General features: G+C 66.4%; 16 protein-coding genes and 3 tRNA genes. 13 read left to right on the top strand and 6 right to left on the bottom strand.

The features are described from left to right. The first annotated feature begins 20 nt into the window (after window positions 1-20). From BLW05_RS02780 to BLW05_RS02760, 5 genes are all read left to right on the top strand, one after another. Window positions 21-96: transfer RNA gene (locus tag BLW05_RS02780), tRNA-Gly, on the top strand. A gap of 73 nt (window positions 97-169) precedes the next feature. Continuing rightward, window positions 170-243, top strand: a tRNA-Cys gene (locus BLW05_RS02775). An 88-nt stretch (window positions 244-331) separates the two neighbouring features. Then, a tRNA-Leu gene (locus BLW05_RS02770) sits at window positions 332-424 on the top strand. Window positions 425-446: 22 nt separating this feature from the next. Then, the gene (locus BLW05_RS02765) at window positions 447-1,079 is read left to right on the top strand and encodes a DUF6806 family protein (protein WP_093159361.1); all 633 of its coding nucleotides are present in this window, start codon (window positions 447-449) and stop codon (window positions 1,077-1,079) included. Window positions 1,080-1,172: 93 nt separating this feature from the next. Then, complete coding sequence (locus tag BLW05_RS02760) at window positions 1,173-2,471, top strand: MFS transporter (protein ID WP_093159359.1); 1,299 nt, start codon at window positions 1,173-1,175, stop codon at window positions 2,469-2,471. A 13-nt stretch (window positions 2,472-2,484) separates the two neighbouring features. Here the strand turns inward: BLW05_RS02760 and BLW05_RS02755 are convergent, their stop codons facing one another. From BLW05_RS02755 to BLW05_RS02745, 3 genes are all read right to left on the bottom strand, one after another. Continuing rightward, on the bottom strand, window positions 2,485-3,159 hold the full coding sequence (locus BLW05_RS02755) for a PA3715 family protein (protein ID WP_256329984.1): 675 nt from the start codon (window positions 3,157-3,159) through the stop codon (window positions 2,485-2,487). Window positions 3,160-3,256: 97 nt separating this feature from the next. Continuing rightward, on the bottom strand, window positions 3,257-4,111 hold the full coding sequence (gene murI / locus BLW05_RS02750; protein ID WP_093159353.1) for a glutamate racemase: 855 nt from the start codon (window positions 4,109-4,111) through the stop codon (window positions 3,257-3,259). Further along, window positions 4,108-5,658: a fumarate hydratase gene (locus BLW05_RS02745; protein WP_093159351.1), complete on the bottom strand. Its 1,551-nt coding sequence runs from the start codon at window positions 5,656-5,658 to the stop codon at window positions 4,108-4,110. Before BLW05_RS02745 ends, murI begins: the two co-directional genes overlap by 4 nt. A 127-nt stretch (window positions 5,659-5,785) precedes the next feature. Between BLW05_RS02745 and fumC the strand changes: the two genes are divergently transcribed. Continuing rightward, on the top strand, window positions 5,786-7,183 hold the full coding sequence (gene fumC / locus BLW05_RS02740) for a class II fumarate hydratase (protein ID WP_093159348.1): 1,398 nt from the start codon (window positions 5,786-5,788) through the stop codon (window positions 7,181-7,183). Between the two features lie 15 nt (window positions 7,184-7,198). Here the strand turns inward: fumC and BLW05_RS02735 are convergent, their stop codons facing one another. Continuing rightward, on the bottom strand, window positions 7,199-7,816 hold the full coding sequence (locus tag BLW05_RS02735) for a YqhA family protein (RefSeq protein ID WP_093159346.1): 618 nt from the start codon (window positions 7,814-7,816) through the stop codon (window positions 7,199-7,201). Between the two features lie 188 nt (window positions 7,817-8,004). Between BLW05_RS02735 and acs the strand changes: the two genes are divergently transcribed. Both acs and BLW05_RS02725 read left to right on the top strand, forming a co-directional pair. Then, complete coding sequence (acs, locus tag BLW05_RS02730) at window positions 8,005-9,999, top strand: acetate--CoA ligase (protein WP_093159343.1); 1,995 nt, start codon at window positions 8,005-8,007, stop codon at window positions 9,997-9,999. A 108-nt stretch (window positions 10,000-10,107) separates the two neighbouring features. Further along, window positions 10,108-10,614, top strand: coding sequence for a Signal transduction histidine kinase (locus BLW05_RS02725; RefSeq protein ID WP_093159341.1), 507 nt, complete (start codon window positions 10,108-10,110; stop codon window positions 10,612-10,614). Window positions 10,615-10,623: 9 nt separating this feature from the next. Here the strand turns inward: BLW05_RS02725 and BLW05_RS02720 are convergent, their stop codons facing one another. Further along, window positions 10,624-10,929 carry a c-type cytochrome gene (locus BLW05_RS02720; RefSeq protein WP_093159338.1) on the bottom strand — a complete coding sequence of 102 codons (306 nt, stop codon included), beginning with the start codon at window positions 10,927-10,929 and terminating at the stop codon, window positions 10,624-10,626. A gap of 107 nt (window positions 10,930-11,036) precedes the next feature. Between BLW05_RS02720 and BLW05_RS02715 the strand changes: the two genes are divergently transcribed. Then, window positions 11,037-11,273, top strand: coding sequence for a TIGR04438 family Trp-rich protein (locus tag BLW05_RS02715; RefSeq protein WP_093159336.1), 237 nt, complete (start codon window positions 11,037-11,039; stop codon window positions 11,271-11,273). Window positions 11,274-11,388: 115 nt separating this feature from the next. Here the strand turns inward: BLW05_RS02715 and ilvD are convergent, their stop codons facing one another. Then, the gene (gene ilvD / locus BLW05_RS02710; RefSeq protein WP_093159333.1) at window positions 11,389-13,083 is read right to left on the bottom strand and encodes a dihydroxy-acid dehydratase; all 1,695 of its coding nucleotides are present in this window, start codon (window positions 13,081-13,083) and stop codon (window positions 11,389-11,391) included. A gap of 110 nt (window positions 13,084-13,193) precedes the next feature. Here ilvD and BLW05_RS02705 point away from each other — a divergent pair, with 110 nt between their 5' ends. The 4 genes from BLW05_RS02705 to BLW05_RS02690 all read left to right on the top strand — a co-directional run bounded on the left by BLW05_RS02705 (window position 13,194) and on the right by BLW05_RS02690 (window position 18,303). Next, window positions 13,194-14,132 (top strand): LysR family transcriptional regulator, encoded by a 939-nt coding sequence (locus BLW05_RS02705; protein ID WP_093159331.1) that lies wholly within the window; start codon window positions 13,194-13,196, stop codon window positions 14,130-14,132. 28 nt (window positions 14,133-14,160) lie between these two features. Then, window positions 14,161-14,988, top strand: a complete 828-nt coding sequence (gene lgt / locus BLW05_RS02700; RefSeq protein ID WP_093159328.1) for a prolipoprotein diacylglyceryl transferase — start codon at window positions 14,161-14,163, stop codon at window positions 14,986-14,988. Between the two features lie 118 nt (window positions 14,989-15,106). Continuing rightward, the gene (locus BLW05_RS02695) at window positions 15,107-17,098 is read left to right on the top strand and encodes a serine/threonine protein kinase (protein WP_093159326.1); all 1,992 of its coding nucleotides are present in this window, start codon (window positions 15,107-15,109) and stop codon (window positions 17,096-17,098) included. Continuing rightward, the gene (locus BLW05_RS02690) at window positions 17,098-18,303 is read left to right on the top strand and encodes an OmpA family protein (RefSeq protein WP_256329983.1); all 1,206 of its coding nucleotides are present in this window, start codon (window positions 17,098-17,100) and stop codon (window positions 18,301-18,303) included. Before BLW05_RS02695 ends, BLW05_RS02690 begins: the two co-directional genes overlap by 1 nt. The last annotated feature ends 54 nt before the right edge of the window (window positions 18,304-18,357 follow it).

The following is an 18,357-nucleotide window of genomic DNA, read 5'->3' as shown; positions in this document are numbered from 1 at the left end:
TGCAGCGATCAGTGCAGTATGCGGGAATAGCTCAGTTGGTAGAGCGCAACCTTGCCAAGGTTGAGGTCGCGAGTTCGAGTCTCGTTTCCCGCTCCAGTTCTAAAAAGGGAAGCCGGAGCTTCCTTTTTTTTCGCAGGTTCTGCGAGCTTCAGATCTCGGCAACGAGAGCGGCGCGATAGCAAAGCGGTTATGCAACGGATTGCAAATCCGTCTAGTCCGGTTCGACTCCGGATCGCGCCTCCACCCTATCCTCATGTCCCAAAATGCAGTCCCGCCAATACAGATTGACGGGACTGTTTTTGTTTGGGGTATCGTCAACATCCGACCCGAAGCCCGGATGGTGAAATTGGTAGACACATCGGACTTAAAATCCGCCGCTTCCTGCATAAGGGGCGTACCGGTTCGACCCCGGTTCCGGGCACCACCACATTACAAGGGAGCAAGACATGCCTCGCTATAACGCTCCGTTCGAAATCCATGTGCATGGCGATGTGCCGCTGCGCTCCGACGTGAATTTCGAGCAGATTCAGGAAGCCCTCAAGCCGCTCTGGAAATACGCCGGCGCACGTTCGCTCGCCGATGGCGCGGGCAGTGTCTACGAGGAAGAACCGGGCATCCGCTTCGAGCAGAAGGACCACATGCTCCAGATCTGCTGGACCGTGGCGGGCGACGATGACTTCCGCCAGGCGCTCGACGAGATGTGCATGGCGCTCAACGAACTGTCCGAGCAGGGGGCTGCGCTGGAAGTCACCTTCTACGACACCGACTTCGATGAGGAAGAGGGTGACCCGGACCAGGAGTCGCGCGACGACTTCCTGATGCTCTTCGTCGGACCGAATCCCGCCGCGATCATGCAGGTGCAGCGCGACCTGCTCGTCGAGGACGTCGTGAACCTGATGGAGCGTCACTTCGACGGTGCCGAACTCGGCGGCGTGGTGGCAGAGATCGACAAGCTCTTCGGTGACCGCTTCGACGCGCTCGTGAACTCCCTCGAAATCGGCAAGCGCCCGCGCGGCGGTACGGGCGGCGCGGGCAGCAGCGGCCACGGCGGTGGACGCCGGCCGCGCCACCTCCACTAGGACCACGCGCTTCGGCGCGCCCAGCCATTCGCGACACGGAGCGGTCAGCCCGCTCCGCTATGCTCTGCGGCGATCTATTCGAGGAGACGTCGCTTGGCCCTTTTCCCCCAGTCAGCCCTTCAGCCGGGCGTTCGCAAACGTGAGGTGTTCGGCTGGGCGATGTACGACTTCGCCAACTCGGGCTACACCACCGTCGTGATCACCGCGGTGTTTGCTGCCTATTTCGTCGGCGGCATTGCCCAGGGCGCGCCGTGGGGCGCCTTCGCATGGACCCTCGCGCTCAGCATCTCGTACGGGCTTGTGATGGTGACCATGCCTGCGATCGGTGCCTGGGCCGATCTCCATGCAGCCAAGAAGCGGGTGCTGATCCTGGCCACCGCGGGTTGTGTGGTGGGTACCGCGGCCCTCGCTTTCACGCCGCGCGTCGACGGATTCAGCGGCGTGATCGTCGCGATGGCGCTGGTGATCTTCTCCAACACCTTCTATTCCTATGGCGAGTCGCTGACCGGTGCCTTCCTGCCCGAGCTGGCGACCGCCGACGGCATGGGCAAGGTCAGCGGTTGGGGCTGGGGCTTCGGCTACATCGGCGGCATGCTTGCATTGGGGCTGTGCCTCGCCTACGTGTTGTGGGCGCAAAGCCGCGGGCTGCCTGCCGCCCACTTCGTGCCGGTGACGATGCTCATCACGGCGGGACTCTATGGCGTCGCCGCATGCGTGACCTTCGTCCTGCTCCCGGAGCGCGCGGTGCCGCAGGCGCGCGCAGAGGAGTCCGGCGCGTGGCAGCAGTTGCGCAGCACCTTTCGCGCAGCCCGCAAGTATCGCGATTTCATGTGGCTGCTGGCCTGCACCGTCTCCTACCAGGGCGGTGTGGCAGTCGCGATCACGCTGGCCGCGATCTATGCGGAACAGGTGATCGGATTCGTCCCGAACGAAACGATGGTCCTCATCTTCGTTCTGAACATCGCCGCTGCGCTCGGGGCCTTCGTCTTCGGCTACTGGCAGGATCGCATCGGGCACAGGCGTTCGCTGGCCGGCACGCTGCTCGCCTGGATCGCCGTGTGCGTGATCGCGGCGGCGGTGACGACCAAGGGCGGCTTCTGGTGGGCCGCATCGATCGCCGGCCTTGCGATGGGCTCCAGCCAATCCGCAGGACGCGCGATGACGGGTGTCCTCGCGCCGCCGGGCCAGTTGGCCGAATTCTTCGGGCTGTGGACTTTCGCGACCCGGCTGGCCAGCATCATCGGCCCATTGAGCTACGGCTTGATCACCTGGGTGACCGGTGGCAACCAGCGCATCGCGATTCTCGCGACCGCGGTGCTGTTCGTTCTGGGCCTTCTGATGCTGCTGCCGATCGATATGCGGCGGGGTCGCGAGGCCGCGCTGCGCGCATGAGCGTGCGCGAGATTCAGTCCCGCGCCGCGCGCTTGGGCATCCGGTAAAGCGTGCCGTCGAAGCGCAGGACGATGGAGCTGAACGTCGCCGGCCGTTCCTGGGTGATGCATTCCTCGCCCTGAAGCAGGTTGCGGCTCCCCGAGCGTGTTCGCCGCAGCGTCAGGTCGGCCAATCCGTTGCTCGCGGCGCGCATGACCGACAGCGTGCCGCGCGTCGTGTCGAAATTGCCGGTGCAATTCGCGTCCCACTCGCCGCGCTCCAGCGTCATCTCGAGTTCCTCGAGCACCTTGGCGAGCTTCTGGCCTTGGGGCAGATAGAGCGTCAGTGTTTCCCGTGCATAGGGACTCGTGCGCGAAGACCCCTGATAGATCACGCGCAAGCCGAAGGCGCGGGCATCAGGCGCCAGCGTGTAGCGCGCGGTGTCGAGGCGGATTTCCGCGATGTGGCTCGCGTCTTCGGTGAGCGCACCCTCGTCGAGCAGCCGGCTGACGATCTTCGCGCGCTCGGTGTTCCCGTTGTCGGCCTGCTGGACGACGAGCACGTCGAGATCGAAGCGGGTGGTGTCGTGATCCCCGCCGGACTGCGGCAACGGCAGCACGACGATGAAACGGCCCGGCGAGCCCCTCCAGGGCTCGCACACGGCGCGCTCATGGTCGAGGGCGCGCTTGGGGTGCAGCTTGGCGTGCATCCGCTCTGCGAGGCCGGTATCGCACGCCGCATGTCCAGCCCCGCAAGCGAGTCCGAGAAGGCATGCGGCGACGAATCGGCGGTGCATGCGGGGTGGGTCAGGCGGCGGTCATGTCGGCGGCCCAGGCGCGGATGGCCCGATCGACGGATCCGTCGAGCCAGCGCGCCGTTGCGGCATCGAGCGCTTCGGGCGCGGCGCTGCTGAGCATCAGGACGCCGCCTGCGCCTTCCGTGTCGAGTTGCCCGGCGTTCTGCAGCAGCCTGCGGGTTTGCTGCGCCACCGGCGCGCCGGTATCGATGAAGCGCACCGCGTCGCCGGTCCAGCGGCGCAACTCGCCGGTGATGAACGGGTAGTGGGTGCAGCCGAGCACCAGGGTGTCGACCTGCCCGGGCTGATCGCCGAAGGCGCCCACCGCGCCGAGGTACTTCTCGCAGAGCGTGGCGATCCGCACGGAATCCGCGCGTTCGATGGCGCCGGCCAGGCCGTCGCACGGAACGATGTGGAAATGGGCCTGCGCCGCGAGCGAGCCGCGCAGTACATCGAACTTGCGGCTCTCCAGCGTCACGCGCGTGGCGATGACCGCGATGTGACGAGTCTTGCTCAGCGCGACCGCCGGTTTGAGGGCCGGTTCGACGCCGATCACGGGAAGTGCGGGATACGCGGCGCGCAATTCATGGATCGCCGCCGCGGTCGCCGTGTTGCAGGCGACGACGAGCGCCTTGATTCCGTGCTCGTCGATCAGGTGGCGCGCGATTGCCGTGGTTCGCCTTGCGACGAAGGCGTCCCCGCGCTCGCCGTACGGCGCATGTGCCGTGTCGGCGAAATAGACGAAGCGCTCATGCGGCAGTTCGGCGCGCAGCGCGTTGAGGACGCTCAGGCCCCCGACGCCGCTGTCGAAGACGCCGATCGGCCGATCGGCGCCCGATGCTCCTGCTACCGCGAGAGCGCTCAAGCCGGTTCCAGCGTGATGGTCTTGAACTCGCCGCTGGCGATGCGCTTCTGCCACTCGGCCGGGCCGGTGATGTGGGCGCTGGTGCCGCCGGCATCGACCGCGACGGTCACGGGCATGTCGACGACGTCGAACTCGTAGATGGCTTCCATGCCGAGGTCCGCGAAGCCGACCACCTTGGCCGACTTGATCGCCTTGCTCACGAGATAGGCCGCGCCGCCGACCGCCATCAGGTAGGCGCTCTTGTGCTTCTTGATGGCCTCGATCGCCACCGGGCCGCGCTCGGCCTTGCCGATCATCGCGATCAGGCCGGTCTTGGCGAGCATCATTTCGGTGAAGCCGTCCATGCGGGTGGCGGTGGTCGGGCCCGCGGGGCCGACCGCTTCGTCCTTGACCGGATCGACCGGGCCCACGTAGTAGATCACCCGGTTGGTGAAGTCCACCGGCAGCTTCTCGCCCTTGGCGACCATGTCGCCGATGCGCTTGTGCGCGGCGTCGCGGCCGGTGAGCATCTTGCCGTTGAGCAGCAGCGTGTCGCCCGGCTTCCAGCTCGCGACTTCCTCGGGCGTGAGCTTGTCGAGGTCGACGCGCTTGCTCTTGTTGTAGTCGGGTGCCCAGTCGATCTTCGGCCAGAGGTCGAGCGACGGTGCTTCGAGGTAAACCGGACCCGAGCCGTCGAGCACGAAATGCGCATGCCGGGTCGCCGCGCAGTTCGGGATCATCGCCACCGGCTTGCTGGCCGCGTGCGTCGGGTACATCTTGATCTTGACGTCGAGCACGGTCGAAAGACCGCCCAGGCCCTGCGCGCCGATGCCCAGTGCGTTGACCTTTTCATACAGCTCGATGCGCAGCGCCTCGACCTTCGTCAGCTCGGCGCCGGAGGCCTTCTTGGCCTGCAACTCGTGCATGTCGAGGTCGTCCATCAGGCTTTCCTTGGCAAGCAGCGTGGCCTTCTCGGCGGTGCCGCCGATGCCGATGCCGAGCATGCCCGGCGGGCACCAGCCGGCGCCCATGGTCGGCACCGTCTTGAGTACCCAGTCGACCACGCTGTCGCCGGGGTTCAGCATCACGAGCTTGCTCTTGTTCTCGCTGCCGCCACCCTTGGCCGCGACCGTGACTTCGACGGTGTTGCCCGGCACGATCTCGGTGAAGATCACGGCCGGCGTGTTGTCCTTGGTGTTCTTGCGGTCGAACTGCGGATCGGCGACGACCGAGGCGCGCAGCATGTTGTCGGGATGGTTGTAGCCGCGGCGCACGCCTTCGTTGATGGCGTCCTCGAGGCTGCCGGTGAAGCCGCCCCACTGGACGTCCATGCCGACCTTGAGGAACACGTTGACGATGCCGGTGTCCTGGCAGATCGGGCGGTGGCCGATCGCGCTCATCTTGCTGTTGGTCAGGATCTGCGCCATCGCATCCTTGGCCGCCGGGCTCTGCTCGCGCTCGTAGGCCTTGGCCAGGTGGGCGATGTAGTCGGTCGGGTGGTAGTAGCTGATGTACTGGAGGGCTGCGGAAACCGACTCGATCAGGTCGGCCTGCTGGATGATGGTCATGGCTTTACGTGGGTGAGGGCGGACAAAACCCCCCGATTATCCGCGCCGCGGCCGTGGGCTGCCCGGGCGGCGACGCTCGCCCGAGTACCATGGTCGACGTTTCGAATCCGACCGGGAACTCTTTTCCATGACGACAGACGCCAAGACCCGCACCGAGCGCGACACCTTCGGACCCATCGATGTGCCGGCCGACAAGCTCTGGGGCGCGCAGACCCAGCGCTCCCTCCAGAATTTCGACATCTCCGGGGAGCGACAGCCCGCCGAGATCATCCGCGCATTGGCCCAGGTCAAACGGGCATCTGCGGTGGTCAATCAAGCCCTCGGCCTGCAGGACGAGAAGAAGACACAAGCCATTGTCCGGGCCGCCGACGAAGTCATCGCGGGAAAGCACCCCGGCGAGTTTCCGCTCGTGGTCTGGCAGACCGGCTCGGGCACCCAGACCAACATGAACGTGAACGAGGTGCTGGCGAATCGCGCGAGCGAGCTGCTCGGCGGCGAGCGCGGAGAAGGGCGGCTGGTGCATCCCAACGACGACGTCAACCGCAGCCAGTCCTCCAATGACGTCTTCCCGACAGCAATGCATGTCGCTGCGGTCGACGCGATCACGCACCGGTTGCTGCCGGCAATTGCCAAGTTGCGCGCCACGCTCGACAAGAAGGCCAAGGACTTCGCCGACATCGTGAAGATCGGCCGCACGCACTTGCAGGACGCGACGCCGCTGACGCTCGGACAGGAGTTCTCGGGCTATGTGGCTCAGCTCGCGCATGGCGAGGCGCATGTGCGCGCGGCGCTGCCGCACCTGTGCGAGCTGGCCCTCGGCGGCACCGCGGTGGGCACCGGGCTCAACGCGCCCAAGGGCTATGCCGAGCAGGTGGCAGCGGAGCTCGCAAAGCTCACCGGACTGCCTTTCGTGACCGCGCCGAACAAATTCGAAGGCATGGCCTCGGCCGACGGACTGGTCCATGCGCACGGCGCCCTGAAGACCCTGGCGGCCAGCATGAACAAGATTGCCAACGACATCCGCTGGCTGGCCAGCGGGCCGCGCAGCGGCATCGGGGAGTTGACCATCCCCGAGAACGAACCGGGCTCCTCGATCATGCCCGGCAAGGTCAACCCGACGCAGAGCGAGGCGGTCACGATGCTGGCCGCGCAGGTGTTCGGCAACGACGTCGCGATCAATGTCGGCGGTGCTTCCGGCAACTTCGAGCTGAACGTGTTCCGCCCGATGATCGCCCACAACTTCCTGCAGAGCGTGCGGCTTCTGGCCGACGGCATGGTGAGCTTCAACGACCACTGCGCGGTCGGCATCGAGCCCAACCGGGAGCGCATCACCGAGCTGGTCCAGCGTTCGCTGATGCTCGTGACCGCGCTGAACACGCACATCGGTTACGACAAGGCTGCCTTCATCGCGAAGAAGGCGCACAAGGAAGGCACCAGCCTGCGCGAGGCGGCGATCGCCTCGGGGCACCTCACGGCCGAGCAGTTCGACGCCTGGGTGGTGCCCGAGAAAATGACCGGCCGCTGAGCCGGTCCCGCGGGATCAGTGGTCTTCGGCAGGCGCCGGGGCCATCAGCCGGTCCGTCACCGCGATGGCCATCGCCGAAAGCAGGAACGTGATGTGGATCGCGGTCTGCGCGATCAGCACCCGATCGGTGTAGTTGTCTGCGTTGATGAAGGTCTTCAGCAGGTGGATCGAGCTGATGCCGATGATCGCGGTCGCCAGCTTGACCTTGAGCACCGAGGCATTGACATGGCTCAGCCACTCGGGCTGGTCGCGGTGGCCTTCCAGGTTCAGCCGGCTCACGAAGGTCTCGTAGCCGCCGACGATCACCATGATGAGCAGGTTCGAGATCATCACCACGTCGATCAGCGCCAGCACGACCAGCATGATCACCGTCTCATTGAGCGTCGCCACCGGCGCGGTGGTCTTGTAGCCGATGCTGGTGATGAGCGCCTGCAGCGCGTCCTTGCTGCCGAAGGCGGCCTCCACGAGGTGGAGCAGCTCGACCAGGAAATGCACCACGTAGACTGCCTGCGCGACGATGAGTCCCAGGTACAGCGGGAGCTGGAGCCAGCGGCTCGCGAAGATCAGGTTGGGCAGCGGTCGAAGCGGCGAAGCCTTGCCTTCCACGGCACGGAGGGGATCTTGGTTTGACATCGGGCGGACGGTTCTTGAACTTCTTTGACAATAGTCAGGACGCGAGATTCTAGGGGGCGACCATCCCGTGCCATGTGACGATTCCCGCATCGGCAGGGTCCGTCAGTCCTCCGTAAGTGCAGGCACCGACATTCGATCGGCACCGCCACTGGGCGCCATCTGATGCAGTCGGTATAGGAGACAAACGAATGAGCAGCGCATCCACCATCGAATCCGTCCTGGTCGAAAACCGGGTGTTTCCGCCGGACGCCCGCGCCAGCCAGGGCGCGCGCATTCCCAGCATGGCCGCCTACGAAGCCCTGTGCAAGGAGGCCGCCGACGACCTGGAAGGCTTCTGGGCCCGGCAGGCCAAGGCCAATGTGGTGTGGGCCAAGCCCTTCACCCGCGTGCTCGACGAGTCCAACGTGCCGTTCTACAAGTGGTTCGATGACGGTGAGCTCAATGCTTCGGCCAACTGCCTGGACAAGCACATCGGCACGCCGGTCGAGAACAAGACTGCAATCATCTTCGAGGCCGACGACGGCGCGGTCACGAAAGTCACTTACAAGGAACTGCTGGCGCGCGTCTCGCAGTTCGCCAACGCGCTGAAGGCGCAAGGCATCAAGAGGGGCGATCGCGTCGTCATCTACATGCCCATGACCATCGAAGGCGTGGTCGCGATGCAGGCCTGCGCACGCATCGGCGCGACGCATAGCGTGGTCTTCGGCGGCTTCTCGGCCAAGGCGCTGCAGGAACGGATCATCGACGCCGGCGCGGTCGCGGTCATCACGTCCAACTTCCAGCTGCGTGGCGGCAAGGAGCTGCCGCTCAAGGCGATCGTCGACGACGGCATCGCGCTCGGCGGCTGCGAATCGATCAAGACGGTGCTGGTCTTCCAGCGCACGAAGACCGCGTGCAACATGGTCGCTGGCCGCGACAGGACTTTCGACGAGGTCCTCAAGGGCCAGAGCAGCGAGTGCGCACCGGTGCCGGTCGGCGCGGAGCACCCGCTCTTCATCCTCTACACCTCCGGCTCGACCGGAAAGCCCAAGGGTGTGCAGCATTCGACCGGCGGCTACCTGCTGTGGGCCAAGCTCACGATGGACTGGACCTTCGACATCCGTCCGGAGGATGTCTTCTGGTGCACTGCCGATATCGGCTGGATCACCGGCCACACCTATGTCGCCTACGGCCCGCTCGCCGCGGGCGCGACGCAGGTGGTGTTCGAGGGCATCCCGACCTTCCCGCACGCAGGGCGCTTCTGGCAGATGATCGAGAAGCACAAGGTCTCGATCTTCTATACCGCGCCGACCGCGATCCGTTCGCTGATCAAGGCGGCGGACAGCGACGAGAAGGTGCACCCGAAGAACTGGGACCTCTCGTCGCTGCGCATCCTCGGCACGGTCGGGGAGCCGATCAATCCCGAAGCGTGGATGTGGTACTACCGGAACGTCGGCGGCGAGAAGTGCCCGATCGTCGACACCTTCTGGCAGACGGAAACCGGCGGCCACGTGATCACGCCGCTGCCGGGCGCCACGCCGCTCGTGCCGGGTTCGTGCACGCTGCCGCTGCCGGGCATCATGGCCGCGATCGTCGACGAGACCGGCAAGGACATCCCGCATGGGGCCGGCGGCATGCTCGTCATCAAGCGGCCGTGGCCGTCGATGATCCGGACCATCTGGAACGATCCGGAGCGTTTCAAGAAGAGCTACTTCCCCGAAGAGATGGGCGGCGCGATCTACCTCGCCGGCGACGGCGCGGTGCGCAGCGCCGACCGGGCGTACTTCCGCATCACGGGCCGAATCGACGACGTGCTCAACGTTTCGGGCCACCGCCTCGGCACCATGGAGATCGAATCTGCGCTGGTCGCCAAGACCGACCTCGTGGCGGAGGCTGCAGTCGTCGGCCGGCCCGACGACCTGACGGGTGAAGCGGTCTGCGCCTTCGTGGTGCTCAAGCGTGGCCGTCCTTCTGGCGACGAGGCCAAGCAGATCGCGGCGGAATTGCGCAACTGGGTCGCAAAGGAAATCGGCCCCATCGCCAAGCCCAAGGACATCCGCTTCGGCGAGAACCTGCCCAAGACCCGCAGCGGCAAGATCATGCGCCGCCTGCTGCGCAGCATTGCCAAGGGCGAGGCGATTACCCAGGACACATCGACCTTGGAGAATCCGGCGATCCTCGAGCAATTGGGTCAAGCCTACTGATTCGAGCCGTTTCGGCTGTTCGTCGCGGCGCGTTCCCACCCCTGTCCGACAGGGGGCGCGACCGCCATGCGTTACAAACGACCCTCCAATCACAAACCGGAGCAGGTCATGGGGGTCAGAACAGGTGTATTGCTGGTGGTCGTGCTGCTGATTGCGGCGCTGGCTGCCTTGAACTGGGGCCTCATCGTCACGCCGACGACCATGTCGATCGGCTTCATGCAGGTCACCGCGCCTTTCGGGCTGATCATGCTGGGGCTGACCGCGCTGCTGGGCGTCTTCTTCGTCGCCTACGTGGTCTACCTGCAGAGCTCGATCCTCCTGGAGACGCGCCGTCACACCAAGGAAATGCAGGCCCAGCGCGATCTTGCCGACAAGGCGGAAGCCTCCCGCTTCACCGAGTTGCGCAACTTCCTCGAAACCCAGGAAAACGCCCACATGACCCGCAACGCCGAGCGGCACGCGGCGATGCTCGCGCGGGTCGAGCAACTGGAGGCGGCCATGAAGGTGCGTTCCGAGCAGCTCGACAACACGCTGGCCGCGCACATCGGCCAGCTCGAAGACCGCCTGGATCGCCGCTCGAGTGGCGCAGCGGCCGGCATGCCGCCAGCGGTCTGAGTCGCGACGCTATTTCGTCGACAACACCCAGGCCGCGAGCTTCTTGGCGTCGGCTTCGCTGACCTGGTTGTTGGCGGGCATCGGCACCGGCCCCCACACGCCGGAGCCGCCCTTCATGATCTTGTTGGCGAGCAGGTCGGCCGCGCCCTTGCTGTCCTTGTACTTGGCGGCCACGTCCTTGAAGGCCGGGCCCAGCACCTTGCGATCGACCGCGTGACAGCTCATGCAGTTCTTCGATGTGGCCAGCGCCAGATCGGCGAAGGCAGGGGCTGCGCATCCGACACACAGGGCGGCAGCGAGGAGCGCTCTTTTCATGGGGTTCAACGGCGTGGGTGCGTTAAAGTCGATCCAACGCGATTGTAGGTAGGGCGGTGGACGTCCCTTGCCCGGCGTGTCGCATACAAAGGACGGAGGAGTTCGCGATGTGGTTTTTGGGTTTGGGCCTGCTGGGCGTGGCGCTCAAGGTGCTCGAGGTCGGTGTTGTCGCCACCTGGAGCTGGTGGGTGATCCTGACGCCGTTCGCGTTGGCCGTCGCGTGGTGGGCCTGGGCCGATGCCTCGGGCTATACCAAGCGCAAGGTGATCGAACGGGAAAACGCGCGCCGGCAGGAGCGCATCGATCGCCAGCGCAGCCGCTTGGGCACCCTCCGAAGGAAATAGAGCTCGCCCCCAGCCTCGCTCACTTCGTGTAGCTCGGGCACCCCCTACCGGGGGCAACACCGACGGGCCGGCGGAGCCGGTTCCGTGGTGTTTCCCGGTTGGGATCGGGTTCCTCTTAGAACTTGTCCAGGACGGCGCCTGAACTGGCGCTGGAGGCGTTGAAGGCGAACTTGGCCTGCACGCCGCGGGTGTAGCGGGGGGCAGGGGCCTTCCATCCGGCGCGGCGCTTGGCGATTTCTGCCTCGGGCACGTTGAGTTCGAGCTTCAACTGGTGCGCGTCGATGGTGATCGAGTCGCCTTCGTTGACAAACGCGATGGTGCCGCCCGCCGCCGCTTCGGGCGCGACGTGGCCGACCACCATGCCCCAGGTGCCGCCGGAGAAGCGGCCGTCGGTGATGAGGCCCACGCTTTCACCGAGGCCGGCGCCGATCAGCGCGCCCGTCGGGGCCAGCATTTCCGGCATGCCCGGGCCGCCCTTGGGGCCGAGGTAGCGCAGCACCATCACGTCGCCCGCCTTGATCTTGCCGTCGAGGATGGCCTGCAGCGCCGATTGCTCGTCGTCGAAGACGCGCGCCGGTCCGGTGATGACCGGGTTCTTCAGGCCGGTGATCTTCGCGACTGCGCCTTCGGGCGAGAGGTTGCCCTTGAGGATCGCCAGATGCCCTTCGGCGTACATCGGATTGTGGATGGGGCGGATCACGTCCTGGTCGGCGCGCGGCTGGTCTGGCACGTCCTTGAGCACTTCGGCGATGGTCTGGCCGGTGATGGTGATGCAGTCGCCATGCAGCAGGCCGGCGTTCAGCAGCACCTTCATGACCTGCGGAATGCCGCCGGCCTTGTGCAGGTCGACCGCGAGGTATTTGCCGCTGGGTTTCAGGTCGCAGATCACCGGCACCTTCTTGCGCATGCGCTCGAAGTCGTCGATGGTCCAGTCCACGCCGGCCGCATGCGCGATCGCGAGGAAGTGCAGCACCGCGTTGGTCGAGCCGCCGGTGGCCATGATGACCGCCACCGCGTTCTCGATCGCCTTCTTGGTGACGATATCGCGCGGCTTCAGGTCCTTCTTGATCGCCTCGATCAGCACCTTGGCCGATTCCTTGGCCGAGTTCTGCTTCTCGTCATGCGGATTCGCCATGGTGGACGAGTAGGGCAGCGACATGCCGAGGGCCTCGAAGGCGCTCGACATGGTGTTGGCGGTGTACATGCCGCCGCACGAGCCGGTGCCGGGAATGGCGCGGCGTTCGATTTCCAACAGGTCCTCGTCGCTCAGGTTGCCGGCCGCGTTCTGGCCCACGGCCTCGAACACGCTCACGATGTTCAGGTCCTGGCCCTTGTAGTGGCCGGGAAGGATGGTGCCGCCGTAGACGTAGATCGCCGGCACGTTGGCGCGCAGCATGCCCATCATGCCGCCGGGCATGTTCTTGTCGCAGCCGCCGACCACGAGCACGCCGTCCATCCACTGGCCGCCGACGCAGGTCTCGATGCAGTCCGAGATGACTTCGCGGCTCACCAGCGAGTACTTCATGCCTTCGGTGCCCATCGCCATGCCGTCGGAAATCGTCGGCGTGCCGAACACCTGCGCGTTGCCGCCGGCTTCCTCGATGCCCTCGATGGCCGCGTCGGCCAGTTTCTGCAGGCCCGAGTTGCAGGGGGTGATGGTGCTGTGGCCGTTGGCGACGCCGACCATTGGCTTCTTGAAGTCGCCTTCTTCGTAGCCCATGGCATAGAACATCGAGCGGTTCGGCGCGCGGCTCTTGCCCTCGACGATGTTGGCGCTGCGGCGGTTGATCTGGATCGGTTTCGTTTCCATCGTGGGTCTCTCGTGATCGGGGGAATGGAGGAATCGGGGGACGCCAAGTATCGGACGATTGATTGATTGGTTCCAATCCAATTTTTTCCCTGCATTGATATGCTCGGCATATGAAAGAAAGCCTGGTCGACCTCCGCGTCTGGCGCCAGTTCCTCGCGGTGGCGGAGGAGTTGCATTTCGGCCGCGCGGCGCAGCGTCTGCACATGACGCAGCCGCCGGTCACGCAGGCGATTGCGCAGCTCGAAAAAACGCTCGGTGTGGTGCTGTTCGACCGCACGCGGCGCCGTGTTGCGCTGACCCCTGCAGGCGAGGCGTTGGTGCCCGAGGTGCGGGAGCTCCTGGCCCGCGCACAGGCCTTGCCGGCGCGTGCGCGCGCCGCGGCGGCGGGCGAGGTGGGACGGGTGCGGCTGGCCTTCGTGTCGACCATCGGTTTCGAGCGGCTGCCCGTCTGGGTGCGCGAATTCCGCCTGCGCTCGCCGGACGTGGCGCTGGAGCTGGTCGAGGCCACCGGCGACGTGCAGCTCGAAGCCTTTTCGCGCGGCGAGATCGATGCCGGGCTGATGCTGCATTCGCCGGGCTCCGCGCCCCCGGGCCTGGAGCGCCTCGCGGTGTCGCAGGAGCCACTGGTGCTCGCGCTGCCCGCCACGCATCCCCTGGCGAAGGCCAGGAAGGTCCGGCTCGCGGATGCCTTGGCGGAGCCGGTGGTGATCTTTCCGCGCCGTATCGTGCCCTCGCTGCACGATGCCATCTTCGACCTCTATCACGTGGCCGGCCGCACACCGCGCATCGCGCAGGAGGCCATCCAGATGCAGACCATCGTGAACCTCGTCTGGGGCGGTCTCGGCGTCGCCTGGGTGCCCGAGAGCGTCATGCAGTTCCGACGCTCGGGCATCGTCTACCGCGGGGCGGCCGAGTTCGAACCCGAAGGCCGCCGGCGTGGGCCGGTCGCGCTGCCGAGCTGCGAGACCAGCCTGGTCTGGGCCGCCGAAGCCGCCAATCCGGCGCTCGCGCGCTTCATCGAGTTCATCGGCCACGGACCGGCCGTGTAGGCGCGCCTGGGGTGTTTTAATCCCGGGCATGCTCATGTATCCGCAGATCAACCCCGTGGCGTTGCAGCTCGGGCCGATCGCCATCCACTGGTATGGCCTGACCTATCTGGCCGCTTTCGCACTGTTCTATTTCCTCGGCACCCGGCGGCTGCGGCACGAGCCGTTTCGCTCGATCACCGGCCCCGGCGCCTGGACGCGCAAGGATCTCGAGGACATCCTCTTTCTCGGCGTGCTCGGCGTGATCGTCGGCGGCCGGCTTGGGTACTGCCTTTTCTACAAGCCGGGCTTCTATCTCACCCATCCGCTGGAGATCTTCTTCGTCTGGCAGGGCGGCATGAGCTTTCATGGCGGGTTGCTGGGCGTCATCGCGTCGATGGTCTGGTTCTCGCATTCGCGCAAGCGGCCGTTCTGGCAGGTCATGGATTTCGTCGCGCCCTGCGTGCCGACGGGCCTGGCGGCGGGCCGTGTCGGCAACTTCATCAACGGCGAGCTCTGGGGCCGCTTTGCGCCTCTCGACCTTCCGTGGGGCATGGTCTTTCCACAGAGCGGGTCGATGCTGCCGCGCCATCCCTCGCAGGTCTACCAGTTCCTGCTCGAAGGTCTGCTGCTCTTCGTTGTCCTGTGGTTCTATGCGCGCAAGGAAAGGCGCGAGCGCCGCGTGTCGGCGGTGTTCCTGATCGGCTATGGCGCGATGCGCTTCACGGCCGAATTCTTCCGCGAGCCCGATGACTTCCTCGGCCTGCTGGCGCTGAACATGAGCATGGGGCAGTGGCTGTGCGTGCCGATGATCATCTTCGGCGTGTGGCTCTACTTCAGCGCGCCCGCCCGGCGGCGAGCCACGACCGCGCCCGCGTAAGGGGGATTCCGGCGCGTTCGTAGGCGAAAGGAGCGTCCTTTCGGCTAGTGCTTCTGGTGAATGCATCATGGTGCGGTGCGCAGTAGAGTCCGCACGACAGGGAAACTGAAGTGATGCAATGACCTCCGTGTCGGCAATCGATTCGAACTCCGTGCTTGGCCGCCTCCCGGGCCAGGACGATACGGACTCGGCCCCGCTCGGATGGAGCGATTCCGAGCAGGCCACTGCGCACACGCTGCCCGAAGGCATGCGGCTGCTGGACTACGAAATCGTCGGCCCGATCGGCGAAGGCGGATTCGGCATCGTCTATCTCGCGTGGGACCACTCGCTCGAGCAGCATGTCGCGATCAAGGAGTACCTCCCGGCCATCCTCGCGACGCGCGCGAGCGTCTCTTCTGCGGTGGTGGTCAAGTCGCAGCGGCATCGCGACAGCTTCCGCGTCGGCATGCGCAGCTTCCTCAACGAGGCGCGGTTGCTGGCGCGTTTCGATCATCCCTCGCTGGTGCGCGTGCTCCACTTCTGGGAAGACAACGGCACGGCCTACATGGCGATGCCGTACTACGAAGGGCCGACGCTCCAGCATGCGCTCGCGGAACTCGGCCGCCCGCCGACGGAGGAAGAACTCTGCAACTGGCTTCGCCCGCTGCTGGATGCGCTTGGCACCATGCACGCCGCGAGCTGCTTCCATCGCGACATCGCACCCGACAACATCCTGCTGACCGACGCCGGCCCGGTCCTGCTCGACTTCGGCGCCGCGCGGCGCGTGATCGACGGCATGGGTTCGTCGCCGACGGTGGTGTTCAAGCCCGGCTATGCGCCGATCGAGCAGTACGGCGAAGTCGCCTCGATGCGCCAGGGCGCCTGGACGGATCTCTACGCGCTTGCGGGCGTGGTGTATGCGGCCGTGACCGGTCATGCGCCGATGCCGGCGATCGAGCGGCTGATGGAGGACCGGCTCCAGCCGCTGTCGGACATTGCCCAAGGGCAGTACAGCGAATCGTTCCTCGCCGCGATCGACGCCGCGCTGTCGCTCCATCCGCGCAACCGGCCCCAGAGCGCCGCCGAGTTCTGGACCATGCTGAGCTGCGGCGAGAAGCTGCAGGATCTGGAACTCGTGCGCGCCGTCCACCGGAACGACGCGCTGGCGGGCACTCCGGTGTCCGGCGCGACAGTCGTGACCGACCGTCCTTCGTTCACCGAACCCGACCCGGTCGTCGAGCGCGAACTGGCGGAAGCGGTGCGTGTGCCGCCGACGATGCCGCCGGCGGCGGTGGAACATGTGCACACGGCGTCGGACGAGATCGACGACCGCGAAGAGCCCGTGGTGATCCGCAGCCGGCGCAGGGCGCCGGTGTCGAACTGGCCTCCGCTGGTCGGCGCTCCGGCGGCAGCGCGGCAGCGTGCGCATTGGGGCAAGCCCGCCGTGTTGGCGGCGCTGGCCGTGCTGGCGTGCGCGATGACCTTCGTCTACTACCGCAGCAGCAGCGTTTCGCCGACGACCGGGCCTGCGCCGGCGGGGACGACTCCATCGGCGCCCGCCAAGCCGCGCGCGGTGACCATGCGGGTCGCGCCCGCGCTGCAGGAGCCGGAACCCGTGAAGTCGCTTGGGGCGCCCCGGCCGGTGGTCGCACCCGTGCAGGCGCCGCAGCCATTGCCGGCTCCGGCGGTGCAACCTGCGCCACGGTCCGAGCCTACCGGCCCGAAGGCCATCGAAGCACTCGCTCCGATACCGGCCGCTGAGCCGCCCAAGACGACCGAGCTCCGCAAGGAAAAGGCGTCCGAGCCGGTGAAGGCAGCGGTCGCTCCCGCCTCGATCAACGAATCCTCGAAGGCTGTCGGGCCCGCTCCGGCCGTCCCGTCGTCGGCCGCCGTCGCGCCGTCTCCCCGAACCGCATCGCACGCGCGCCAGGAACCCAGGCGCCTTGCACGGCGCGAGCAGCCTGTCGCCGAGCCCGAGTCGGAAATCCGGACCGTCGTCGTGCCGATCGTTCGCCAGCCGGCGCAGGAGCGCGTGCAGGGCGGCACGAACTGCACCGACATCCTCCAGCGCGCGTCGCTCGGCTCGCTGTCTCCGTCGGAGGCGGCTCAACTCAGAAAGGGGTGTGAATGATGACCACGACACTCGCTCGCTGGCTTCAGGCCCTGTCCTCGTTCGGCCTGGCCGTGCTCCTGGCGGCGTGCGCCTCGCAGCCGCCGCCTTCCAAGACGGAGCTTCCGTTCGACCAGGCCGTCGCGCAGGCGACCGACGGTTTGATGGTGCAGACCCAGAAGATGCAGGGCTTCCTCGGCAGGATGGGCGGCAAGAGCGGCGTGGTGCTGGATCCGATGATCGACGCCGGCAGCGGCCAGCAGACGGCCGCGACCCAGTTGCTCCAGGACCGCGTGACGGAACGTCTCGCGACGCAGGATTCCATCCAGGTCGTGCCCTTCCAGCGCGCCAACCTCGACAAGGCGCGCTACCTGCTGACCGGCACGATGACCCGGCTGGCGGTCGACCAGCCGCGCGGCCCGATGGAAATCAACCTTGCCCTGACCGAGCTCGCGGGCGGCAAGGTGATCGCGCAGTCCTCCGCGGTCACCCGTGACGAGGGGCTTGACCACACGCCGCTGCTCTACTACCGCGACACGCCCGTGCCGACGAAGGACCGCGTGGTCGAAGGCTACGTACGGACCAGCGCGACAGCGCCCGGCCAGAAGGCGGATGCGTACTACCTCGAGCGTCTCGCGGTCGCGCCGCTGATCAAGGACGCCACGAGCGCCTACAACGCCGAGCGCTACCAGGATGCGCTCGCGGGCTACAACGCCGCAGGCGACAGTGCGATCGGCGAGCAGCTTCGCGTGCTCAACGGCATCTACCTGAGCTCGGCCAAGCTCGGCAAGACCGTGGACGCCGAGCAGGCCTTCGGCAAGCTCGTGGCGTACGGCATCGCCAATCAGCAGCTCGGCGTCAAGTTCCTGTTCAATCCGAACAGCACGGTTTTCTGGTCGGAACAGAAGATCAGCGGCCCGTATCCGATGTGGCTGCGCGAGATTGCCAAGGCAAGCGCCGGGGCGAAGGTCTGCATGGACATCATCGGCCACACCAGCCACACCGGTTCGGTGGCCTACAACGACACGCTCTCGCTGCAGCGGGCCAAGTTCATCCAGCAGCGGCTGGTGGGCGAGGCGGCCGTGCTCGGCGCGCGCACCGCGCCGAGCGGCAAGGGCTTTCGCGAGAACATCATCGGCAGCGGCACCGACGACGCGGTCGATGCACTGGACCGCCGCGTCGAATTCAAGATCGTCGACTGCGGCGTGATGCAGGCCGCGCGATAGGGGTGGAACTCACCCCCAGCCTCGCCCACTTCGTGTGGCTCGGGCACCCCCTTC

It is taken from the genome of Variovorax sp. YR216, assembly GCF_900107745.1.
In the GTDB taxonomy this organism is placed as follows: Bacteria; Pseudomonadota; Gammaproteobacteria; order Burkholderiales; family Burkholderiaceae_C; genus Variovorax.
Note: the sequence above shows the minus strand (reverse complement) of the source record. Positions and strands in the feature narration are given on the sequence as shown.